At 36.3% G+C, this 22,810-nt stretch carries 18 protein-coding genes and 1 pseudogene; 12 read left to right on the top strand and 7 right to left on the bottom strand.

What is annotated here, in order from left to right:
• The first annotated feature begins 26 nt into the window (after positions 1-26).
• From ACERDH_RS01910 to xerS, 12 genes and pseudogenes are all read left to right on the top strand, one after another.
• A complete protein-coding gene (locus ACERDH_RS01910) occupies positions 27-2,405 on the top strand; it encodes an FtsX-like permease family protein (protein WP_386686838.1) in 2,379 nt (792 codons plus the stop codon).
• Between the two features lie 14 nt (positions 2,406-2,419).
• Positions 2,420-3,166: an ABC transporter ATP-binding protein gene (locus ACERDH_RS01915; protein WP_386686841.1), complete on the top strand. Its 747-nt coding sequence runs from the start codon at positions 2,420-2,422 to the stop codon at positions 3,164-3,166.
• Between the two features lie 53 nt (positions 3,167-3,219).
• Entirely contained in the window at positions 3,220-4,899 is a 1,680-nt protein-coding gene (locus ACERDH_RS01920; protein WP_386686844.1) for an ABC transporter ATP-binding protein, read from the top strand.
• Positions 4,900-5,108: 209 nt separating this feature from the next.
• On the top strand, positions 5,109-5,777 hold the full coding sequence (locus tag ACERDH_RS01925; protein ID WP_386686847.1) for a 4'-phosphopantetheinyl transferase family protein: 669 nt from the start codon (positions 5,109-5,111) through the stop codon (positions 5,775-5,777).
• Between the two features lie 305 nt (positions 5,778-6,082).
• Positions 6,083-6,304, top strand: a complete 222-nt coding sequence (locus ACERDH_RS01930; RefSeq protein WP_247949253.1) for a helix-turn-helix domain-containing protein — start codon at positions 6,083-6,085, stop codon at positions 6,302-6,304.
• A gap of 302 nt (positions 6,305-6,606) precedes the next feature.
• Positions 6,607-6,840: a hypothetical protein gene (locus tag ACERDH_RS01935; protein WP_001022845.1), complete on the top strand. Its 234-nt coding sequence runs from the start codon at positions 6,607-6,609 to the stop codon at positions 6,838-6,840.
• A gap of 84 nt (positions 6,841-6,924) precedes the next feature.
• Positions 6,925-8,433 carry a tyrosine-type recombinase/integrase gene (locus ACERDH_RS01940; protein WP_386686852.1) on the top strand — a complete coding sequence of 503 codons (1,509 nt, stop codon included), beginning with the start codon at positions 6,925-6,927 and terminating at the stop codon, positions 8,431-8,433.
• Positions 8,434-8,514: 81 nt separating this feature from the next.
• Positions 8,515-9,366, top strand: a complete 852-nt coding sequence (gene ylqF / locus ACERDH_RS01945; protein ID WP_386683301.1) for a ribosome biogenesis GTPase YlqF — start codon at positions 8,515-8,517, stop codon at positions 9,364-9,366.
• Positions 9,353-10,132, top strand: a complete 780-nt coding sequence (gene rnhB / locus ACERDH_RS01950; RefSeq protein WP_386683298.1) for a ribonuclease HII — start codon at positions 9,353-9,355, stop codon at positions 10,130-10,132. Before ylqF ends, rnhB begins: the two co-directional genes overlap by 14 nt.
• Before the next feature lie 16 nt (positions 10,133-10,148).
• Positions 10,149-11,699: a ClC family H(+)/Cl(-) exchange transporter gene (locus ACERDH_RS01955; RefSeq protein WP_386683295.1), complete on the top strand. Its 1,551-nt coding sequence runs from the start codon at positions 10,149-10,151 to the stop codon at positions 11,697-11,699.
• Positions 11,700-11,875: 176 nt separating this feature from the next.
• Positions 11,876-12,126, top strand: a pseudogene (locus ACERDH_RS01960) (hypothetical protein); the annotation flags it as partial.
• A 297-nt stretch (positions 12,127-12,423) separates the two neighbouring features.
• Positions 12,424-13,494 (top strand): tyrosine recombinase XerS, encoded by a 1,071-nt coding sequence (gene xerS / locus ACERDH_RS01965; protein WP_386683292.1) that lies wholly within the window; start codon positions 12,424-12,426, stop codon positions 13,492-13,494.
• 73 nt (positions 13,495-13,567) lie between these two features.
• On the opposite strand, the gene lplA is transcribed toward xerS, so the two are convergent.
• From lplA to ACERDH_RS02000, 7 genes are all read right to left on the bottom strand, one after another.
• Complete coding sequence (lplA, locus tag ACERDH_RS01970) at positions 13,568-14,557, bottom strand: lipoate--protein ligase (RefSeq protein ID WP_049491414.1); 990 nt, start codon at positions 14,555-14,557, stop codon at positions 13,568-13,570.
• A 59-nt stretch (positions 14,558-14,616) separates the two neighbouring features.
• Positions 14,617-16,320 (bottom strand): dihydrolipoyl dehydrogenase, encoded by a 1,704-nt coding sequence (lpdA, locus tag ACERDH_RS01975; protein ID WP_386683288.1) that lies wholly within the window; start codon positions 16,318-16,320, stop codon positions 14,617-14,619.
• Positions 16,321-16,365: 45 nt separating this feature from the next.
• On the bottom strand, positions 16,366-17,409 hold the full coding sequence (locus ACERDH_RS01980; protein ID WP_386683285.1) for a dihydrolipoamide acetyltransferase: 1,044 nt from the start codon (positions 17,407-17,409) through the stop codon (positions 16,366-16,368).
• A gap of 589 nt (positions 17,410-17,998) precedes the next feature.
• Positions 17,999-18,991, bottom strand: a complete 993-nt coding sequence (locus ACERDH_RS01985) for an alpha-ketoacid dehydrogenase subunit beta (protein ID WP_000448714.1) — start codon at positions 18,989-18,991, stop codon at positions 17,999-18,001.
• Positions 18,992-19,006: 15 nt separating this feature from the next.
• Positions 19,007-19,975: a thiamine pyrophosphate-dependent dehydrogenase E1 component subunit alpha gene (locus tag ACERDH_RS01990; RefSeq protein ID WP_386683282.1), complete on the bottom strand. Its 969-nt coding sequence runs from the start codon at positions 19,973-19,975 to the stop codon at positions 19,007-19,009.
• Between the two features lie 153 nt (positions 19,976-20,128).
• On the bottom strand, positions 20,129-21,490 hold the full coding sequence (gene pdrM, locus ACERDH_RS01995) for a sodium-coupled multidrug efflux MATE transporter PdrM (RefSeq protein ID WP_386683279.1): 1,362 nt from the start codon (positions 21,488-21,490) through the stop codon (positions 20,129-20,131).
• A 41-nt stretch (positions 21,491-21,531) separates the two neighbouring features.
• Positions 21,532-22,800: a dihydroorotase gene (locus ACERDH_RS02000; RefSeq protein WP_386683276.1), complete on the bottom strand. Its 1,269-nt coding sequence runs from the start codon at positions 22,798-22,800 to the stop codon at positions 21,532-21,534.
• Positions 22,801-22,810: the final 10 nt, after the last annotated feature.

The following is a 22,810-nucleotide window of genomic DNA, read 5'->3' on the forward strand; positions in this document are numbered from 1 at the left end:
AAATCATAATAGAAAGGTATGCAGTTATGCTGATATTTAAACAAATCTTTCGTGATTTATCTCAAAACAAAGTGATAAATTCAATTGTTCTGTTGATAATTACAATTGCTGGACTACTTTTAGCAACTAGTGTAAATCTTTTACTTGTTAGTTCTGGTGGAGGGGAAAAACTAACTGAAACGGGTAAAATTGGTGATGCGATGATATACATTTCATCATCAGAAAAAAAAGATTTTGAAATAAATCGTTATTTTGATGATAGTAATAAAATCTCATCATTTGAAACAACTCAAACAATAGTAGTAGAAAAGAATAATTTAGAGTTTTCTGCGAACGGTAAGAGCTTTCAATCGCTTTCACCTAGTGTCACATATATGTTCTCAACTCTTCCGAAAAATTTAAACGTTGTCATTGATAAGGATAATAAACAGATTAAAAAAATTTCAGAAGGCAGTATTTATATACCTTATTATTTTCAAAAATTATATGATATAAAACAAGGAGATAAATTAATAATTAATTTATCACGTGATAAATTTGTTTTTGAAGTGAGAGGCTTCTTTAAAGATCCTTCTTTTGGTTCAAGTATGATGTCAATAAAAAGGATAATGATGAACCCTAACGATTACTCAAAATTGAAGAAATTAATAGATAAAAAGTATTTGTTTAATTTAAGTTCAGTTGTTTTTGATAATACTTATAATAGTTCTCATTTTGAAAAAGATTTTACTAACAATACTGGTTATATACCTACCGCAGTATTTTCAAAAGAGCTTTTCTCTCTTTCAAATTTTATGGATAACGGCATTATCGCAGCTTTATTGTTACTAATAAGCATTATAGTTGTATCTATAGTTATTTTAATTTTATTATTTTTAATAAATGCTTTAATAAGAGATGAGAACAAAAACATAGGTGTAATGAAAGCTATTGGTATACCTATAACAACAATTAAAAGTTTATACCTTTATAAATACATTATACTTTCTATAATTGGAGGAGGAATTGGTTTTGTTCTGTCACTATTTATAACAAATCGAATTATATTAGATTACTCCAAATCGATAATACTTCCTGATATTTCTGAAATATTATTATATTGCTTGATTTCGGAAATGGTAATGGTTGCTTCAATTGTTTTCTTAATGTATATTGGAATGAGAAAAATAAAAAAATATAGTCCAATTGAATTTTTACATGATCAAATCGAAAAGAGGAATAAGAATAAAAATGTCATTAAGATATATCGAACAAAATGTAAAAATATTGGAACAACTTTAGCCACAAACGAAGTACTTTCAAAACGGAAACAATATATTGTTTTGTCAACCATATTCACCTTGTGCATTTTTATTTTAGAAATTCCATTGGCGTTAAATTATACCATTAATAAAGAAGGGTTTATAAAAAATTATTCAGGAATTTCATATGGAGATATGTATGTATTGAATCGTGAAATTTATGACGATAATGGCTTTGTAGATATTGAAAAGACTGATCGAGATTTTAAAGAATTGACCGATGAATTTCAGAACAATAATTTGTCTGTGGAATTAACGAAGGAGTATGCTGGCAATGCATTGTTGATTTCTAACTCTGGCTCTACCCAAAAAAATATAACGTTTTTAATTAGTGATAACAATTTTAAAGAGAGTACTTTTCTCGTAGGAAATGCACCCATTGAAGATGACGAAATTGCAATAACGACAATTATTTCAAAACAATATAATATTTCGATTGGTGATAATATTAGATTAAAATTGGGTGATAAAGAGACAAAATGTAAAGTTGTTGGTATTTTTCAGTCTGTTTATAATGGTGGACAAGTTGTCAAACTAGGTGATAAATTTAAAAAAGATTATATTCTTTCAGTAAAATATATTGGAAATTTCACAGAGAAAACAAATTTTTCTGTTTATAATCTAAAGAAAAAATTCCCCAAATTGACAATATACTCCGCTGAAGAATACCTGGGAAATTCAGTGCAATCATTAACTATAGCAGTTAATTCGGCTGTAATTGTTATAATTATTGTTGATTTCATAATTATTCTTTTACTTTCATATGTTTTTATTGTTTTATTTATTAATCGAGAGAAGAATCAAATTGCAGTTTTGAAATCTATTGGGTCAAATTCGTCATTAATTAGAACCTGGCAAGGAAGCAGAATTATTATTGTTTTACTTACATCACTTTTTATGGGAATTTCTTTATCGATAATATTTGGAAATAGTTTTATACAAAGTGCACTAGGAAATTATGGAATTGCTCAAATAAATCTTGAATTTGATTTAGTTAAATCATATATATTTGTTCCAGTTATGTTTTTAACAATAACTATTTTAGGAATATTGCTTGGTTTAATACAAATTAATAAGATTAACTTTGAATCGATAAGTGATTAAAAGAGGTGAGAAATGTGAATAAAAGTATTATTTCAACTAAAAATTTAATAAAGTACTATGGGAAAACAAAAATATTAAACGAAATTAATTTTGATATTCATGAAGGTGATTTTATTGCTATAATGGGGCCATCAGGATCAGGAAAGTCGACATTGTTATACTCAATAAGTGGTATGCATGATTTTGATTCCGGTAGTGTAAAGTTTTTAAATTATGAGTTATTCAGACTTAAAGAAAAGAAAAGAATGAAACATAGACTTGAAGATATGGGATTTGTTTTTCAACAAATGCATATGTTAAAAAACTTATGTATAATAGATAATGTTATACTTCCTGCTCTAATTCTCCGTAAAGAAAAAAAAGAATATATTTTAAATCGTGCAAAGAGTTTGATGGAAAAATTAAATATTATAGATTGTAAGGATCGCTTGGTATCAGAAGTTTCAGGCGGTCAATTACAAAGAGCTTGTATTTGTAGGGCACTGATAAATAAACCAAAGGTTTTATTTGCAGATGAACCTACAGGAGCATTAAACTCTAAAGCTTCTAATGATGTAATGGAGATTTTTAAAACCATTAATAACGAGGGGACAACTGTTGTTTTTGTATCACATGATGTCAAAATTGCTTCGTACGCTAGTAAGGTAATTTACTTGCTTGATGGCAATATTAAAGGTGTGTTTGAATTTGATCAATTAGAAAAAGATACAAGCTCTAGAGAAAAGAAATTGAAAGCTTGGTTAGATGAGAAAGGCTGGTAACAATACAATTCGTTTGATTTACGATAAGATACTAAAAAGGAAAGGTGATCATTTTGAAGAATATTATTAAAATGAACTTTGGTTATTTCTGTATTGCTAGCCTATTAACAGTATTATCAGTTGGATTCGAAATAGCTGTTGCAATTATATTAATGCTGACATTGAATTCTGCATCTGACGGTTCACTAAATAAGCTGATCTCTATTTTGGTAGTTGGTATTTTAGTTTTAGTAGTAAATGTAATATTTAGTTATTTACTTAGATATTATAGAAATAACATTATTTTTAGAATAATGTGTAACTACAAAGAATATATTTTTCGTAAAATTTTAAACTTAAATACAAATTCTTTTAATACTAGTAAGACTGGAAGATTTATATCGGCTTTAAATAATGATGTGAATTCCATAGAGATTAATCTTGTTGAAAGTTATTTCACTATATTAAGATTAATAACGCTCCTTATTTGTGGTATAATTTCAATGGGGATATTAAATATCAGGATATGTATTATTGTATTGTTGCTTTCGATTCTTCCTTTAGCTGTTTCCCTTATATTTAGTAAAAAAGTTCAAGATTCAGAAAAAAATGTATCGTTAGTAAATGAATTATATACGTCTAGTATTAAAGATATGCTTAGTGGTTTTTCAGTAGTTAAAAGTTTTAATGCTGAGGATGAAATACTAAACGTATTTAACAAAGTAAATCTAAACGTTGAAACTGAGAAGAGACATAGGAGAAACAATATAACAAATATTGAAATTTGGACAAACTTTATTGGTTACTTCGTTGTAATGGCAATGATGGGTATAGGAGGTTATCTTGCTATTAAAGGTGAATTGAAAGTTGGTACTTTGCTTGCCTTTATTCAATTGTTTAATTACATAATAACACCATTTGAAAAATTACCTACAGTTATCTCTAAGTATAAGGCTGCTGATGAACTTATAACTAAAATTAAAGATTACCTTATTGAAAACAATGATAGTAACTTGATTTTAAAAAAACAATTCGATAATAAAATTGAAATCTGCAATGTGACTTTTGGATATGATAACAACGAGGATGTACTAAAGAATTTAAATTTCACATTTGAGAAAGGAAAAAGTTACGCAATTGTGGGAACAAGTGGGTCTGGTAAAACTACCCTCCTAAATATCTTATTGGGTATTAATAAACCAAATGAAGGCTCTGTGCAGATCGATGGAGTAAGCGTAAGTAGTATTAGTCCACAAAATATTAGCGATCTATTTTCTGTCGTACAACAAAATGTTTTTATTTTTGATACTACTATAGAAAATAACGTTACAATGTATAAACATTTTGATCAAGATATTGTAAATAAAGCCATTAAATTTTCTGGTCTATCAAATATTTGTAATGCAAGGGGAACACGATACATGTGTGGTGAGAATGGTAAAAATTTATCAGGTGGGGAAAAACAGAAAGTTTCGATTGCGAGAACATTAATAAAGCAAACACCGATAATTATAATGGACGAAGCTACAGCGTCATTAGATACTGAAACAACATTTGAGGTAGAAAATGCCATACTTGATTTAAAAAATACGACTCGAATTATTGTCACTCATAAATTATATTCAAATATGTTAAAAAAATATGACAAAATATTAGTATTAAAGAATGGTAGAATCATTGAAGATGGAAAATTCGATGAATTGCTAAGAGAGAGAGGTTACTTCTATATGCTGTATAGTTGTATGCAAGAATAGAGCATACAAGACTTGTTTAAATTTATTACAAAAACTTCTAATGGTTCATTGTATTACTTTAATTTATAACCTCGAATATTACACACAATACTTAAATTTAGTATTATAAACAACAAAAGCTAAGATTAATTAAATATTTCAAGTTAAAAATCTGATTTAAATTATTTATATATAATTGTAAATAAGAATATTATAGAAGAGGAAGTTTAATGAAACCTGGAGTACTTAAGATTTTTATATTTTCTGATGAAGATTTCTCCATTCTAAATTTCAATAGATTAATGATAAAGTTACCTATTGATAGAAGGAACTATGTAAATAAGTTTAAAAACTATGAAGATAAATGTAATTCATTAATTGCTTATTTGTTGACTGTTTACGGTATTAAAAAAATTTTTAATACTGAATTGAGTGGATTATCATTTTCTTACACTAATTTTGGCAAACCATATTTCACTAATTATCCGAATATACATTTTAATATTTCCCATATTAAATCAAAAGTGATTTGTGCTATTTCGGATAATCCAGTTGGTATAGATATTCAGGATATAGTTGAAATAAAAAAGAATTGTTATAGCAGTGTACTATCCACAAATGAAATAGAGTATTTATCTACTCATGACAATTCTAATATTGAATTTTTAAGAATTTGGGCTATAAAAGAAGCGTATACAAAATATACAGGATTGGGATTAAATCAAGATTTTGATAAATTAAACATAGTATCTTCAGAATCAAATGACATTAATTTTAACGGTACTAATATTCATGTTTTTTGCAATGAAAATTATTACATTGCTGTTTGTAGCAAAGGATGTTCTAATAATTGTAAAATAGAAAAAGTGAATTTAAAAGACTTGCTTTCGTTGGTATGAATTGATAAATTTTCCAGTAATCACTTAATTTGTTGTTAAGACTTATTCATCTTTATTAAAATGTAGATTTGTAAAAAATAAGTTAATGATCCTTGTGAATGTACTGACTCCAAAAAGTTAGACAATTAATTTTTATTTTTAGACGGTTAATAGATTTTGACCGTCTTTCTTAATATTGTCTCACCTATAATAGATATGCTTATGAGAAGTGTTTAATAAATTAATTTTAGTTCAAAATGTCCAATTTGGACACTTTGAATGATTTCTTAGTTTTATATATTATACTTTTCTCAGGAGAAAGCTAGATGTACAGACGTTTGAGAGATTTGAGGGAAGATCACGATTTGACCCAAAAACAAATAGCTAGAATACTTTCGTTTACAAACTCAGCTTATGCTAAAATTGAACGGGGTGAGCATGCCTTAACGGCAGATGTATTGGTAACTCTCTCAAACTTTTACGATGTCAGTACAGACTACCTATTGGGATTGACAGATTTTCCTGATAAAATTCGCTTTAGAAAATAATCTCCTCAATTTCATAGAGTGTGAAAATGAGGAGATTTTTTATTTGTTCTTTGAAAATTGAATAGTCCAAAATGGTACTTTCCTCATTTGTGGAGCAGATTTGAATGGTTCGCCATGATAAGAGCGATTTTAAAACCATCAATAAAATAGAGCGATACTTTATATGCCATGATACAAATGATATACAATGATACTTCTGATCGTTCAGGCTGCCACCGTAAAAGAGCAGCAAGTGAAATTCTTATGATGACCTCATCAGTCATACCATGGAGGAGAAAATATTTTTTAGGAAGGATAATGACATGAATATAAAATATATATCTGTCGAAAATTCCATTGCAGAATGGGCCGATAAAAAAGGAATTCTAAAAAGATGGGATGGTTTAAATCAATATACATTGAACAGATGGATTAAAGAAATGCGAGAAAACAGAACATTTTCCATGTATGTAATTAACCCAACCCATAAACTTGTTTTCATTAATCTAGAAGGATTTGAAAGTTTCTTAAGATGGAAGCAAAAGCGGACAAAATAAGGAAGTCATGGTATAATATAGGGTAGTTATTTATTCTATACAACAATGATTTATTTCTTTTTAAGAGTTAATAGGAATTAAATTATGTATTATGTAACTAAAACAAATTCAAAAGGGAAACCCTTATATCAAGTGGTTGAAAAGTACAAAGATCCACTAACAGGAAAGTGGAAATCAGTAACTGTAAGTTATACTAAGAATACTAGTAGGGCGAGGAAACAAGCTGAAAGAGAGGTTCTTGATAAAATAGATAGACTAACTACTTCATTTGAAAGTCAGTTTAGCCCTGAACTGATTACAACATTTGGAGAGTTAAAAGAAAATTGGTTTCAGACTTGGTGTGTCTCTGTTAAACCACAAACAATTCAGAGAGAACTACTGGTTATGAAGCGTCTTGGGAAAATTATAGGAGATGATTTTTTGTTAGACAGGATTACTCCACTTCTGATGAAAAATAGTCTCAATAAATATTTAGAAATGTATGATGCATCGCCTTCAACAATGACTCATATAAAAAGTACTTGTAATAAAATTTTTAATCATGGTGTGTTATATAATGTCATTAAGTTTTCTCCAATGACTGCGGTAAAACTAGATATTTCACTAGAGAAAAGGCGTAAAGCAAAAGAAAGACATGACTCTAAATTTCTAGAAATCCATGAATTACATGCATTTTTTGATGTGTTACGCCAATGCAGAAATGCAAACTATTATGATCTTGCTATAGTATTGTTGCTTACAGGTATTCGAATTAGTGAAGCAGCATTTTTACCATCAGATATTGATTTTGAAAAAGGAATCTTGCATATTGATAAGGCACTTCAATATCATTGTTTAAAAGTTGAACAATTTCATTTTGATACAACTAAAACACTCAATTCAATTAGAGAAGTAGCTTTGCCTGAAGCTGCAAGCGAAGCTATTAAAAGGACAATACAGAGAAATAAAGAGTTTGATGCTTATATGGAGAAACATCCCTGTCCTGCTTTTACACATTCTGAAAGTGTATTTAGAACAGAATACGGCTCTCCAATAACATCAAGCACTTTTCGTCAAATTTTGAAACGAATAGAAGGAAAATTATTGACAAATTGTTTAAGTGACTATGGTTTTAAGTGGGTAAAACATGTTACTCCCCATTCGTTTAGACATATGCATATTAGTTACCTTCAAAGTAATGAGATGCACATAGCAGTGAAAGATATTATGACTAGAGTAGGACACGCTAACTTTGAGACAACAATGGGCTATACACATAATATAAATCGTTCACAAGAAAATACTGTAAAAGCCTTAAATCAATTTGTAGAAAATCACAATTTCCATTTTGAAGAATTGAAAAGTTATACCTGTAAATATTCCAGAATGATTGAAAAATTGATTGAAACTAGTGATAATACCAATAAAGTAGAATTAAGTGTTGATGAGTTCAAAGACTTGTTACATCTTAGTCCACGTTACTCACCTAAAAATATTGTTTCAAATTTACTATTAAAAATCAAAAAAGATATTGTTAAATACCACCCACAGTTTGATATAAAGATTGTGAAATCAAGCGAGAATCAAATCAGAGGTTTTTCCATTGCATGGTAGTTTTGGTGTTCGCTTGGTGTTTAGACAATAGTAAAATAAAATAGGGGCTCTAAACCCTTGCTACGAAAGGAAAAAAACTCAATGGCTACTATTCAATGGTTTCCTGGTCACATGTCTAAAGCGCGTCGACAGGTTCAGGAAAATTTAAAATTTGTAGATTTTGTAACGATTTTGGTGGATGCACGCTTACCTTTATCTAGTCAAAATCCTATGTTGACCAAGATTGTTGGTGACAAACCAAAACTCTTGATTTTAAACAAGGCGGACTTGGCTGATCCAGCAATGACCAAGGAATGGCGTCAGTATTTTGAATCACAAGGAATTCAGACTCTTGCTATCAACTCCAAAGAGCAAGTGACTGTAAAAGTTGTAACAGATGCGGCCAAGAAACTCATGGCGGATAAGATTGCTCGCCAGAAGGAACGCGGCATCAAGATTGAAACCTTGCGTACCATGATTATTGGGATTCCCAATGCTGGTAAATCAACTCTCATGAATCGTTTGGCTGGTAAGAAAATTGCCGTTGTCGGCAATAAACCAGGTGTTACCAAGGGGCAACAATGGCTCAAAACCAATAAAGACCTGGAAATCTTGGATACACCAGGGATTCTCTGGCCTAAGTTTGAGGATGAAACTGTTGCGCTTAAGTTGGCCTTGACTGGAGCTATTAAAGACCAGTTGCTTCCTATGGATGAGGTAACTATTTTTGGTCTCAATTATTTCAAAGAACATTATCCAGAAAAGCTGGCCGAACGCTTCAAACAAATGAAAATTGAAGAAGAAGCGCCTGTTATTATTATGGATATGACCCGCGCCCTCGGTTTCAGAGACGACTATGACCGCTTTTACAGTCTCTTCGTGAAGGAAGTCCGCGATGGCAAACTCGGTAACTATACCTTAGATACATTGGAAGACCGCGATGGCGACAATTAAAGAAATCAAAGAACTCCTTGCAACGGTCAATGCCCTAGATAGCCCTGTTTTTTTAGAACTCGAAAAGGATACTCGCTCTGGAGTTCAAAAGGAAATCAGCAAGCGTAAAAAAGCCATTCAAGCTGAATTAGATGAGGATCTTCGTTTGGAATCCATGCTTTCCTACGAAAAAGAACTTTACAAGCAAGGATTGACCTTGATAGCAGGTGTTGATGAGGTCGGCCGAGGTCCTCTGGCTGGGCCAGTAGTTGCTGCAGCCGTTATTTTGCCTAAAAATGGTAAGATTAGAGGCCTCAACGACAGCAAGAAAATTCCTAAAAAGAAACATCTAGAAATTTATCAAGCCGTTCAAGATCAAGCCTTATCAATCGGCATTGGTATCATGGATAATAGAGTCATCGACCAAGTCAATATCTATGAAGCAACCAAACTGGCCATGAAGGAAGCAATCTCCCAGCTTAGTCCTCAACCTGAACATCTCTTGATAGATGCCATGAAACTGGAGTTGCCAATTTCACAAACCTCCATCATCAAAGGAGATGCCAACTCCCTCTCGATTGCAGCAGCTTCTATAGTAGCCAAGGTGACACGTGATGAATTGATGAAGGAATACGATCAGCAGTTCCCTGGCTATGATTTCTCTGCTAATGCAGGATATGGAACTGCTAAACACCTAGAAGGACTGGAAAAACTAGGAGTTACCTCAATTCACCGGACCAGTTTTGAACCCGTTAAATCGCTGGTTTCTGGAGAAAAAGAAAGATAAGTTAGAAGGAATGATTATGGAGGAACAGTCAGAAACACTCAGTTCTAAGAAAGAATTTGCCTTTGCCTCAAGTACCATATTATCCCAAGTAGGACGAGGAATCATCGTCGGTCTCGCCGTTGGGATAATCGTCGGATCCTTTCGTTTCTTAATTGAAAAAGGCTTCCACCTGATACAAGGACTTTATCAAGATCAAGCGCACCTAGTGCGCAATCTTTTTATACTGGTTTTATTTTACATACTCATCTGCTGGCTCAGTGCGAAATTAACTCGATCAGAAAAAGATATCAAAGGCTCAGGAATTCCTCAAGTCGAAGCCGAACTGAAAGGCCTTATGACCCTCAACTGGTGGGGTGTTCTTTGGAAAAAATATATTCTAGGAATTCTAGCTATTGCCAGTGGACTCATGCTAGGGCGTGAAGGGCCAAGTATTCAACTTGGAGCAGTTGGTGGTAAAGGTATTGCCAAGTGGCTCAAATCCAGTCCAGTTGAGGAACGTTCCTTGATTGCTAGTGGTGCAGCTGCAGGACTAGCTGCAGCCTTTAATGCACCGATTGCAGGACTTCTCTTTGTGGTAGAAGAAGTTTATCACCATTTTTCACGCTTTTTCTGGGTCTCAACTCTAGCAGCCAGTCTCGTAGCAAACTTTGTCTCTTTGCTCATATTTGGCCTAACACCCGTACTGGACATGCCAGACAACATCCCACTCATGACCCTGGATCAGTATTGGATTTACCTCCTTATGGGAATTTTTCTTGGACTTTCCGGTTTTCTCTATGAGAAGGCTGTATTAAACGTCGGCAGAGTTTATGACTGGATTGGTCAAAAAATTCGTTTAGATAGAGCTTATTATCCAATTCTGGCCTTCATTCTCATCATACCAGTCGGAATTTTCTTACCTCAAATCCTTGGTGGTGGAAATCAGCTGGTTCTTTCCTTAACTGAGCAAGATTTTAGTTTTCAAGTTCTATTAGTTTACTTTTTGATTCGCTTTATTTGGAGTATGATTAGTTATGGAAGTGGTCTTCCAGGTGGAATTTTCCTACCAATTTTGGCGCTAGGTTCCTTACTTGGTGCCCTAGTTGGTGTTATTTGTGTCAATCTTGGACTTGTCAGTCAAGAGCAATTCCCTATATTTGTCATTCTAGGAATGAGTGGCTATTTTGGAGCAATATCCAAAGCTCCCTTAACTGCTATGATACTTGTGACTGAGATGGTAGGAGATATTCGTAACCTCATGCCACTTGGATTAGTCACCTTAGTCGCCTACATCATCATGGATCTACTCAAAGGTGCGCCAGTCTATGAGGCTATGTTGGAAAAAATGCTGCCTGAAGAAGCATCAGATGAAGGAGAAGTCACCCTCATTGAAATCCCTGTTTCAGATAAAATAGCAGGAAAACAAGTACACGAACTCAACTTACCACATAACGTACTCATCACTACTCAAGTCCATAATGGTAAGAGCCAAACAGTTAACGGCTCAACCAGAATGTATCTCGGCGATATGATTCATTTAGTTATTCCAAAAAGTGAAATTGGGAAAGTCAAAGATTTGTTGTTGTAGAAGTTTTTTCACATAATTTATATTATGTGAAAAACAATTTCTTAATTAAACATATTAGAAAACCGATTCTCAGCAATGAGGTCGGTTATTTATTGTTAGAAATATTATAATATATTATAAAAATGATTAAATTATTCTAGGTTATAGTACAATAAGAAAAAAGGAGAAAAACTTAAATGAACAATTCCAGCACTAAAAAAATTATAAAAGGCTGCTAATCGTTTTGTTAATCGCAATCATCACAGCAGGAGGTGTTTTTATGTTTAGCATGTTAGGGAAATCCAAAGAAGAGCGTCGAAATAGAGAATATGAAGTTAGTTTGGTAAATACCTTAAAGAATTCCTATGAAGGGATTGAGGAAGTTCATATAACCGACTCTTCATATGAATCAATTCCGTCAGATGCTTGGGGAGCTAAAGTTAAAATAAAATCAAGTTTTGACCAAAAGTCGAAAACAATTGCAAGAGATACTAAAGCAACAATAACAAGTATTAACAACCAAATGGACACTGCAATACAAGGAAAAGTCCGCAAAAGTCTTGAAACAAAAATACCTAATATGTTAGTCAAGTATGATGATGTATAAAGAAGAATTTTTCGTATGGTTATATAGTTTTCTTTGCATCTATGTCCTCTATAACATCTTTCCGAAAAACTATAATTTTCTTGAAAAATAAATAAGTCTATGCTATACTACTAGTAGACTTATTTACGGAGAAAATACATGAAACGTGAAATTTTACTGGAACGAATCGACAAACTAAAACAAATCATGCCCTGGTATGTTCTGGAATACTACCAATCTAAGCTTGCTGTTCCTTACAGTTTTACAACCTTGTACGAATACCTCAAGGAATACGATCGATTTTTCAGCTGGGTTTTGGAGTCTGGTATCTCAAACGCAGATAAAATGGCTGATATTCCTTTATCTGTCTTGGAAAATATGTCTAAGAAAGACATGGAATCTTTTATCCTTTATCTTCGAGAACGTCCTTTGCTGAATGCCAATACAACAAAACAAGGTGTTTCACAGACAACTATCAATCGGACCTTGTCAGCACTTTCTAGTCTTTACAAGTATCTGACCGAGGAGGTTGAAAACGATCAGGGGGAACCTTATTTCTATCGTAATGTAATGAAGAAAGTTTCAACAAAGAAAAAGAAAGAAACACTTGCTGCCAGAGCTGAAAACATCAAGCAAAAACTCTTTTTAGGTGATGAAACAGAAGGTTTTCTTACTTATATTGACCAAGAGTATCCACAACAACTCTCAAATCGCGCCCTATCATCATTTAATAAAAATAAAGAACGAGATTTGGCCATTATTGCCCTTCTCTTGGCGTCTGGCGTCCGCTTGTCTGAAGCTGTTAATCTGGATCTAAGAGATCTCAATCTCAAGATGATGGTTATTGATGTCACTCGAAAAGGTGGCAAACGTGACTCTGTCAATGTCGCTGCCTTTGCAAAACCTTATCTAGAGAATTATCTAGCCATTCGTAATCAACGCTATAAGACAGAAAAAACAGATACAGCCCTTTTTTTGACTCTCTACAGAGGTGTTCCTAATCGTATCGATGCTTCCAGCGTTGAAAAAATGGTTGCTAAGTACTCTGAGGACTTCAAAGTCCGTGTAACACCCCATAAACTACGGCATACCCTAGCAACTAGGCTCTATGATGCCACTAAATCTCAAGTTTTGGTCAGCCATCAGCTAGGACATGCCAGCACACAAGTCACTGACCTCTATACCCATATCGTTAATGATGAACAAAAGAATGCTCTAGACAGTTTATAAAATACATAAAATAAATTATGTAATATATGATTTTAAAAAAAGAAGCTGGTCCTACAACCAACTTCTTTTTGATTTATCCAACTACCGCTTCAGCGATCTCTTCACGGCTAATACCAGCGAAGTAGCGTGTGATATCAATAGTTTCTAGCGCCTTAAGAACATCTTCGCGTTCGTATTTCACTCCACGAAGAACATCTTCTACTGCAGCAACGTCTTCAATACCAAAGAAGTCACCATAAATCTTGATGTCTTGGATTTTTGATTCAGTAACGTTAGCAAAGACTTCCACCTTACCACTAGTGAATTTTGTTCCACGACGGACGTTAAATTCAGGTGATTTACCGTAGTTCCAGTCCCAAGTACCAAACTTAGTATCCTTGATGCGATTGATTTCAGCCAATTCTTCCTCAGAAAAAACGTATTCAGTCATTTCTGGGTACTCTTTTTTCATGTATTCCAAGAGTAAATCACGGAATTCTTCAACTGTGATTTTTTCTGGTAATTCATTGACAATATTGGTTACACGAGCACGAACCGATTTCACACCTTTTGATTCAAATTTATCCTTTGAAACCTTAAGGGCATTTGCGAGGACTGACAAATCAACGTCAAAGAGCAAGCAACCGTGGTGCATGATACGGCCATTGATATAAGCTTGGGCATTGCCGCAGAATTTCTTGCCATCAATCTCTAAGTCATTGCGACCTGTGAACTCAGCTTTAACTCCAAGTTGAGCTAGTGTATTGATAACCGGAGTTGAGAAGCTCTTAAAGTCAAAAGCCTTGTTTTCATCTTCTTTTGAGATAATCGTGTAATTGAGGTTATTTAGATCGTGATAAACGGCTCCACCACCGCTGATACGGCGGACCACCTCAATGCCATTTTCTCGAACATAATCACGGTTGATTTCTTCGATAGTGTTCTGGTGACGACCAACAATGATGGATGGCTTGTTAATCCAAAGTAGGAAGATTTGATCCTCATCCAAAAGGTGTTTAAAGGCATATTCTTCCAAGGCGATATTAAAAGCAGTGTCGTTTGAATGATTGATAATGTATTTCATGATATCCCTTTATACGATAGAGACTGGAAAACACCTTTCCAGTCTAATCTATCTTTCTTTTATTTTTTCTTAGGTGAATGGATAGCCATTCCTAGAACATCCGCAAATGCTTCGTACATGACTTCAGAGTAGGTTGGGTGTCCATGGATAGTCTTCAACATTTCTTCAACTGTGATTTCCATTTCGATAATGCTTGAGGCTTCGTTAATCAATTCTGCAGCTGCAGGACCGATGATGTGAACACCAAGGATTTCCCCGTATTTCTTATCTGCGATGACTTTTACGAAACCTTGAGCTGCATCTGAGGCAATGGCACGACCGTTTGCGGCAAAGTTGAATTTACCGATGGCAACATCGTATTTCTCACGGGCTTGTTCTTCTGTCAAACCTACTGCTGCTACTTCAGGAAGAGTGTAGATGGCTGCAGGAGTCAAATTCAATTTGGCAACAGCATGATTTCCTTTAAGAGCATTTTCAGCGGCAACTTCACCCATACGGAAGGCTGCGTGAGCCAACATCTTAGTACCGTTGATGTCACCTGGTGCATAAATGCCTGGAACAGAAGTTTCCATGTATTCGTTGACCTTGATGCGACCACGATCTAATTCAAACTCAACCTCTCCGATACCTTCAAGGTCTGGCACACGACCGATTGAAAGAAGAGCTTTGTTTGCAATGATATCGTCTTTTCCTTCAACCTTGATACGAAGTTGACCATTTTCCTCAATGATTTCTTGCAGTTTAGTACCAGTCAAGATGGTCATTCCTTTACGTTCAAGGATCAAACGAAGATTCTTAGAAACTTCCGCATCCATAGCTGGAACAATACGGTCCATCATTTCGATAACAGTCACTTTAGAGCCAAATGTCATGAAGGCTTGACCGAGTTCGATACCGACAACTCCACCACCGATGATAACAAGGCTTTCTGGTACTTCATTCATTTCAAGAATGTCATCACTAGTCATGACAAGTGGAGATTCCATACCAGGGACATTGATCTTGCTGACTTTTGAACCACCAGCAAGAATGATTTTTTTGGTTTCAAGCAATTCAGATCCATTTACCAAGACATTCTTGTTTTTAGTGATGGTACCAATACCCTTATGAACCGAAACTCCGTAACTACGAAGAAGACCTGCAACACCGCCAACCAAAGTATTGACAACTTTAGACTTAGTTTCAAGGAGTTTTTCCATATCTACAGTGAAGTTAGGATTTTCAATCACGATACCACGGTTTGCGGCATGACCGATGTTTTCAATGATTTCAGCATTGTGAAGGTAGGTCTTGGTTGGAATGCATCCACGGTTCAAGCACGTTCCACCAAGTTCAGATTTCTCAACGAGGGCAACCTTACCGCCGAGTTGAGCAGCTTTAATGGCTGCAACATAACCAGCAGGACCTCCACCAATCACAACGATATCAAAGGCATCATCGCTCTTACCATCGTCGTTTGAGGCACTTGCTGTAGGTGCTGGGCCAGCTTCTGGCGCTACCGCTCCAGCTGTTGGGATATTTTCCCCTTCTTCACCAAGGTAACCGATAACTTCCGTTACAGGAACTGTTTCACCGTCCCCTTTAAGGATAGCAATCAAGTAACCGTCTTCTTCGGCTTCCAATTCCATGCTGACTTTATCAGTCATGATTTCCAAAAGGATTTCTCCTTCTTTTACAAATTCTCCGACTTTTTTATTCCATTGGACAATTTGTCCTTCTGTCATATCCACGCCGGCTTTTGGCATAATTACTTCTAAGGCCATGTCTTCCTTCCTTTATCTATATCTTAAAAATGAATACTCTTGTTCTTAAATCAACATTGAGATTGGATTTTCAATCAATTCTTTCAAGTCTTTCATAAATTTAGCACCAGCCATACCATCTACAACACGGTGGTCAATGGTTAATCCTAGACTCATGATTGGGCGAATAACAATCTCACCATTGACGACAACTGGCTTCTCAATTGTCGAACTCACACCAAGGATAGCTGAGTTTGGTTGATTAATGATCGGACCAAAGGACTGTACGCCAAACATTCCCAAGTTACTGATTGTAAATGTTGAATTTTGCAGTTCGCTTGGAGCCAATTTTCCATCCAAAGTACGACCAATGACATCTTTGAAGGCTACGACCAACTCTGACAAGCTTAGTTTTTCAGCATTGTAAACAACTGGTGTCATCAACCCATTATCCATACCAACTGCCATGGCAAGATTGACGTAATTATGAGTGATAATGGTCTTGCCATCTTCTGTCAATGAAGCGTTGATGTATGGGTGTTTCATAAGAGTCTTAACAACCGCAAGCGAAAGAAGGTCTGTTACAGTAGTCTTCTTCCCAGTTGCTTCCATGATTGGCTCCAGAACCTTCTTACGAAGAGCCAATATTTCAGTCATATCAACTTCATAGTTGAGGGTGAAGGTTGGAGCAGTTAAGTAAGATTCAACCATACGCTGGGCAATAACCTTACGCATTGGTGTCATTGGGATACGCTCAATTTCACCGTATGGTGTTACATTATCAGGAACTTCTTCCACTTTTTCAATCTGGGCAGGAGACTTGATGGTATCGTTTTCGATATTTTCAGGAAGCAAGGCTAAAACGTCCTTCTTCATGATTTTACCACGATGACCCGTTCCTTGGATTTCCTGCCAAGCAATATTATGTTCGAGGGCAATTCGTTTTGCAAGTGGCGAAATGCGAACCACGTTTGTGTCTTTATAAGTTTCCACGTCTTCTTTGTGGACACGACCGTTTGCACCTGAGCCAGAAACATCGTAGAGGTTGATCCCTAGATCATCCGCTAACTTTCTAGCTGCAGGAGTCGCTCTTAGCTTGTCATCAGCCATGACCTCTCCAATTCTAATTATGATACTAAGGGCGTTAAAAGCGACTGAAAAATAGGAAATCTACGCGGGCTTCGATGAAGCCAAGGAGATTTATCTTTTTTCCGAGCTTTTAGCCCGTGTTCAACTCTACAAGTAACTTGGACACGGAACGTGTCTCAAGTTACTACGGTTGCCGCTATCAGGCGGTCAACCTAGTAGACTTACTAAGTCGTTCGTCGAATATTATCGATTCGACTCCCTCCTGTCGCAACTTTGCAAGTAACTTGGATACGTAATGCATCTCAAGTTGCTACGGTTGCCACTATTACGCGGTCAACCTAGTAGACTTACTAAGTCGTTCGTCGAATAACATCGATTCGACTCCCTCCTGTCGCAACTTTGCAAGCAAATTGGATACAACACGTATCTCAAGTTGCTACGATTGCCACTATTAGGCGGTCAACCTAGTAGACTTACTAAGTCGTTCGTCGAATAACATCGATTCGACTCTCTCCTGTCGCAAATTTGCAAATAACTTGGGTACAATACATATCTCAAGTTACTAAAGTTAAAAACAACCGTTATTTTACATAATTTATTTTATGTAATTCTATTCTTTGTTATAGGTTTTACGGATGGCATCTTTGATGCTTTCAACGGTTGGAATCATTGCATTTTCTAGGTTTTGTGCATAAGGCATTGGCACATCTTCTCCTGCGCAACGGCGGATTGGTGCATCTAGATAGTCAAATGCTTCTGACTCTGAAATAATTGCTGAAATCTCTCCGATATAGCCGCTTGTTTTATGGGCATCGTTAACCAGAACAACCTTACCAGTCTTCTTAACTGAGTTAATGATGATATCCTTATCAAGAGGTACAAGGGTACGTGGGTCAACAATCTCAACAGAAATTCCTTCTTCTGCTAATTCTTCAGCAGCTTGAACCACACGACGGAGCATTTTTCCATAAGTAACAACTGTTACATCCGTTCCTTCGCGTTTGATTTCACCGACTCCAAGTGGAATCGTGTAGTCTGGATCAACTGGTACTTCCCCTTTTTGGTTAAATTCTGACTTGTACTCAAGGATAATAACAGGGTTATTATCACGGATAGAAGACTTAAGCAGTCCTTTCATGTCCGCAGGCGTACCTGGTGCTACAACCTTAAGTCCTGGGATATGAGTGAACCAAGACTCTAGAGATTGTGAATGCTGGGCTGCAGAACCAACTCCGTTACCAGCTGCACAACGAACAGTCATTGGAACCTGACCTTTCCCACCAAACATATAGCGTGTTTTAGCTGCTTGGTTTACGATATTGTCCATGGCAATGACCGAGAAGTCCATAAAGGTCATATCGACGATTGGACGAAGGCCTGTCATGGCTGCTCCTGCTGCTGCACCTGAGATGGCAGCTTCAGAAATCGGACAGTCACGAACACGTTCTGGACCAAATTCTTCGAGCATTCCGACAGAAGTTCCGAAGTCTCCTCCGAAGACACCGACGTCTTCTCCCATCAAGAACACATTTTCATCGCGACGCATTTCCTCAGACATAGCAAGGATAATGGTGTCACGGAAGGACATTGTTTTTGTTTCCATTTTATCTCTTTCTCCTTAGTCTGCGTAAATATCTTCAAATGCTGATTCAAGTGGTGGGAATGGACTTTCTTCCGCAAATTTAACAGAAGCTTCTACTGCTTCCTTGACTTGCGCTTGGATTTCTTCCAATTCTTCAGCACTTGCAATAGTGTTTTCAATGAGGTACTTGCGAAGGTTTTCGATCGGGTCTTTTTGTTTCCACAACTCCACTTCTTCACGCGTACGATATTTACCAGGGTCAGATGATGAGTGACCGAGCCAACGATAAGTGACACTTTCAATCAAGACTGGACCATTACCACTGCGAACATGATCTACGGCTTTCTTAAATCCTTCATAGACTTCGATAACATTGTTTCCATCTTCGATGAACATTCCAGGAATTCCATATGCAGCACTACGTTGATGGATATGTTCTACATTGGTCATTTTCTTGATATCCGCAGAGATACCGTAACCGTTGTTAATGCAATAGAAAATGACTGGCAGCTTCCAGATAGAAGCCATGTTCACTGCTTCGTGGAAAACACCTTCATTGGTCGCACCATCTCCAAAGAAGCAGACAACGATTTTACCGGTATTTTGCATTTGCTGACTGAGGGCTGCACCAACAGCGATTCCCATACCACCGCCTACAATACCATTGGCACCAAGGTTCCCAGCATCAAGGTCGGCGATATGCATAGAACCACCTTTACCTTTACAGGTTCCAGTGTATTTACCAAGGATTTCAGCCATCATTCCATTAAGGTCAATTCCTTTGGCAATAGCTTGTCCGTGACCACGGTGGTTTGAGGTAATTAGATCATCTGGATTGAGAGCCAACATAGCACCCACGTTAGCCGCCTCTTCTCCAACAGAAAAGTGCGTCATTCCTGGCACTTTCCCTTTCTTTACTAATTGCGCAATTTTTAAGTCCATACGACGGATTTCTTCCATCTTACGGAACATCTCTAGCAAAAGATTTTTATCTAAAGTTGACATCTTCTTGCCTTTCTAAGTTTCTTCTTACCTTACTATTTTACCGTTTTTGGCAAATACTGTCAAAGTTTTTCTTAAGAAAAATTCACAAAATAAAAAAGAAAACCCCATGAAAACAAGGGATTTGCTTACAAAGAATATTTTTTCACAAACTTTTTAGCATTTAGATTTTTCCAAAGATTCAAATCTCTTCATAATCACAGTTAAACGCCAACGGTAGAGAGCACCACTTACGATTAGACTAATAATCAAACCAATCCAGTAAGAATAAGCTCCAAAATCTGTTAGAGAGTCGAATACCATAGCTACTGGGAGTGTCACCCCCCAATAGCCAACCAAACCAAGGTAAAAAGGAATCACTGTATCCTTATACCCTCGCAAAATTCCCTGAAGGGGGGCCGCAAAGGTATCTGCTAACTGGAAGAAGAGACTGTAAGTCAAAAAACGCGCTGTCAGATCGATAAATTCTGGGTCGTTACCATAAAGACTGGCCACATTTCCCCTAAAAATGTAAAGGAAAGATAAGGTGAAGCCTGCAAAAATAAGGGCTGTCCATCTTCCTAAACCAATATAGGTTTTCGCATCATCAAATCGCTTGGCTCCCACTTCATAGGAAACAACAATAGCCATAGCAGATGAGATACTCATAGGAAAGGCGTACATGAGAGTTGAAAAGTTCATAGCTGACTGGTGACTAGCGATAATCAAGGATGAGAACTTAGCCATAATCAAACCAACCACGGAAAAGATAGCCACTTCCGCGAAGACAGTTCCCCCAATAGGCAAACCCAATCGAACTCCTTCCTTGATTTTATCCATATTAAGTGGAATTCGTTTCTCAAGATGTAGGGCTTTGAGCTTCTCCTGTTTAAATAGAACCAGAACAGAAATTCCCAGCAAGACCCAGTAGGCTAAAGAAGTACCTAAACCAGAACCAGCACCTCCCAATTCTGGAACACCAAAGGCTCCGAAAATCAAGAGATAATTAAATCCACTATTGAGAGGAAGCAACAAAAGCATGAGATACATGGACAGCTTGGTCAAGCCCAGCGAATCCAGCAAGGACCGAATGACACTAAAGAGCAACAGGGGGATAATTCCGATAGATAAAAACCAAAGATAACGAACTGCTACTGCCGCCACTGGTGCTTCTAGTCCAATATGATTCAAGATTGGTGGTGCCAAGAAAAGTACCATCCCCAGCAAGACCACAGATAGTCCCAAAGCCAAATAGATAAATTGGTAAAAATCAGACGCAACTTCTTCCTTTTTGCCTCGCCCAAGATGGTGACCAATGATGGGCACAAGGGCTGATACAATCCCTGTCAGGAATGTAAAGAAAGGATTCCAGATACTGGTTGCCATAGACACACCAGCCAAGTCCATGGTATTGTATTGTCCTGTCATAGTCGTATCAACAAAGGAGGCAGAATAATTTGCAAATTGATAAATCAGTATAGGGAAAAATATCTTTAAAAATAAGATAAACTTATCTTTAAAATGATGGGTTTGGTACATATAAGCTCTCTATTCTTTTTGTTTACAGAGCAGACTCCCACCTAGTTTTGATAGACGATTTGTCCCTTACAGATGGTGTATTTAACCTGCCCTTTTAAGGTTTCACCGATGAATGGTGAATTAGCTGCTTTTGAAGCAAAATGGGAGTCCACAAGACGGTCAGCCTTAACATCAAAAATAGTGATGTCCGCTGGGCCATTCTCAGCCAAGTAACCTGCTTCAAAGTTGTAAAGCTTGGACGGGTTGTATGTCATTTTTTCGAGTAATTCCATCAAGCTTAACTCACCAGCTTCGACCAAATAAGTCAATCCAAGAGATAGAGATGTTTCTAAGCCAGTCATACCAGATGGCGCTTTGGTAATATCTTCGACATTTTTCTCATCTGCATGATGAGGCGCGTGGTCAGTCGCGATAACTGTGATGACACCTGACTTGAGACCTTCAATCACGGCACGACGGTCTGATTCCAAACGAAGCGGTGGATTCATCTTAGCATTGCTACCTTGTGTCAAAAGAAGTGCTTCTGTCTTAGAGAAATGCTGTGGCGCTACTTCTGCTGTGACTTGCGCGCCTAGCCCTTGAGCAAACTCAACTACTTTGACACTTTCTTCCTTAGACAAATGCTGAATATGGACATGAGCCTTAGTTGCATAGGCAATCATGACATCACGCGCCATCATAGCGTACTCAGCCACCCCAGTCGCACCGCAGATATGGAAATGTTCTTTAGCGATATTTTCATTAAAGCCAAGAACACCGTTCAAACCTGGATCTTCCTCATGAAGACTAATAAAGGTATTAAGCTTTTTAGCTTCCTCCATGGCTTCCTTGACAACTTTACTGCTCTCAAGCGGAATACCGTCATCAGAAAAACCAACAGCTCCAGCTTCTAAGAGTGCTTTAAAGTCAGTCAAATCTTGGCCATTAAAGTTTTTAGTAATAGTCGCAACCGTCTTGACATTAATCTTTTCCTTGGCAGCTGATTGGAGAACTTCTTTCAAAGTCTCTACGTCTGAAATAGTTGGACTGGTATTAGCCATCATAACTACAGTTGTAAAACCACCTGCAGCGGCTGCTAGGGCACCAGTATGAATGTCTTCCTTGTGGGTTTGACCAGGTTCACGGAAATGAACATGAATATCGACCAAACCAGGAGCAACTACTAGACCAGTAGCATCAATCGTTTCTGCTCCTTCTTCTTTGATTTCAGGCGCAATTTTGACAATCTTTCCATCTTCAACCAAAACATCACACACTTGATCCAAACCAGACTTGGGATCCATTACACGACCATTTTTGATTAGTAGCATCTGCTTTCTC

It is taken from the genome of Streptococcus bovismuti (assembly GCF_042436615.2).
GTDB lineage: Bacteria > Bacillota > Bacilli > Lactobacillales > Streptococcaceae > Streptococcus.

Bases quoted from the DNA above. Each gene is read 5' to 3' on its own strand.
- ACERDH_RS01910 (WP_386686838.1), top strand. From the start codon at position 27: ATGCTGATATTTAAACAAATCTTTCGTGATTTATCTCAAAACAAAGTG.
- ACERDH_RS01925 (WP_386686847.1), top strand. From the start codon at position 5,109: ATGAAACCTGGAGTACTTAAGATTTTTATATTTTCTGATGAAGATTTC.
- ACERDH_RS01930 (WP_247949253.1), top strand. From the start codon at position 6,083: ATGTACAGACGTTTGAGAGATTTGAGGGAAGATCACGATTTGACCCAA.
- ACERDH_RS01935 (WP_001022845.1), top strand. From the start codon at position 6,607: ATGAATATAAAATATATATCTGTCGAAAATTCCATTGCAGAATGGGCC.
- ACERDH_RS01940 (WP_386686852.1), top strand. From the start codon at position 6,925: ATGTATTATGTAACTAAAACAAATTCAAAAGGGAAACCCTTATATCAA.
- ylqF (WP_386683301.1), top strand. From the start codon at position 8,515: ATGGCTACTATTCAATGGTTTCCTGGTCACATGTCTAAAGCGCGTCGA.
- rnhB (WP_386683298.1), top strand. From the start codon at position 9,353: ATGGCGACAATTAAAGAAATCAAAGAACTCCTTGCAACGGTCAATGCC.
- ACERDH_RS01955 (WP_386683295.1), top strand. From the start codon at position 10,149: ATGGAGGAACAGTCAGAAACACTCAGTTCTAAGAAAGAATTTGCCTTT.
- xerS (WP_386683292.1), top strand. From the start codon at position 12,424: ATGAAACGTGAAATTTTACTGGAACGAATCGACAAACTAAAACAAATC.
- lplA (WP_049491414.1), bottom strand. From the start codon at position 14,557: ATGAAATACATTATCAATCATTCAAACGACACTGCTTTTAATATCGCC.
- lpdA (WP_386683288.1), bottom strand. From the start codon at position 16,320: ATGGCCTTAGAAGTAATTATGCCAAAAGCCGGCGTGGATATGACAGAA.
- ACERDH_RS01980 (WP_386683285.1), bottom strand. From the start codon at position 17,409: ATGGCTGATGACAAGCTAAGAGCGACTCCTGCAGCTAGAAAGTTAGCG.
- ACERDH_RS01985 (WP_000448714.1), bottom strand. From the start codon at position 18,991: ATGGAAACAAAAACAATGTCCTTCCGTGACACCATTATCCTTGCTATG.
- ACERDH_RS01990 (WP_386683282.1), bottom strand. From the start codon at position 19,975: ATGTCAACTTTAGATAAAAATCTTTTGCTAGAGATGTTCCGTAAGATG.
- pdrM (WP_386683279.1), bottom strand. From the start codon at position 21,490: ATGTACCAAACCCATCATTTTAAAGATAAGTTTATCTTATTTTTAAAG.
- ACERDH_RS02000 (WP_386683276.1), bottom strand. From the start codon at position 22,800: ATGCTACTAATCAAAAATGGTCGTGTAATGGATCCCAAGTCTGGTTTG.